Source organism: Vibrio sp. 1580 (genome assembly GCF_033340055.1).
Window position 1 is genome coordinate 1 of sequence record NZ_JAWOVT010000115.1, and the last position, 911, is coordinate 911.

Genomic DNA, 911 nt, shown 5'->3' on the forward strand with positions numbered 1-911 from the left:
GCGCTTATTCAATATTCTGGTGTTTTGTCGTTGGCTTTGATGTCTATTGCGATGGTGTTGGCGCTGCGCTTACCTGTGATCGAGCAATGGGTTCACGGGATGGATAAGGCCTATCGTGTGCATAAATGGCTCGGCATTGCGGGGGTTAGCCTCGGAATCGTGCATTGGTTGACGTATAAAGTGCCAAAATGGCTAGTGTCGGCAGGAGTGCTCGAAAAACCAATCAAACACACCGGGGTTGGGCCTTCTGGGAACAACTTTGTCGGTTTAGAGCTCTGGGTCAAAGAGCTGCGCGATGTGGGGCTTGGTTTGGGGGAGTGGGGTTTTTACCTGCTCTTAGCATTGCTCGTGGTGTCATTGTGGACGGTTGTTAAATACAAGCCATTTAAGTTGTCGCATCGTTTAATGGCGGCAGTGTATTTGATGATTGCTGTTCACTCCGTTTTGTTGATCAAGCACGCGTACTGGGGTGAGCCAATTCATTTAGTTGCTTTGGGCTTTGCCTTGATGGGCTCTGCAGCTGCCGTTTATAGCTTGCTTGGTTTTGTCGGACGAGCGAATCGCCATCCCGCCAAAGTGGTGTCGACTCGCTACTTCCCTCAAGCGCGAGTGATGGAGCTGGTTTTGGCGCCAAGCAATAACGGCCAAGAAAAACCTTGGCAAGGACACAAAGCTGTGCAGTTTGCTTATGTTCGTTTTGGTAATGAAGATCCGCATCCGTTTACGATTGTTTCAGGTGAGCATGAACCAGAGGTACGCTTTTTGATCAAAGAGTTGGGTGATTTCACCACGGATTTGTACCACAGGGTTAAAATTGGTGAAGAAGTGATGGTTGAAGGCCCTTACGGACGCTTGGCGTTTGACGTCAATAAGCCGCAGATTTGGATTGCGGGTGGTGTTGGGGTCGCGTC

At 49.7% G+C, this 911-nt stretch carries 1 protein-coding gene; it reads left to right on the forward strand.

Annotated elements, in window-relative coordinates; all coding sequences use genetic code 11:
- Positions 1-911 (forward strand): ferric reductase-like transmembrane domain-containing protein (locus R7093_RS24400; protein WP_318146908.1); only part of this gene is annotated, 911 nt, incomplete at both ends.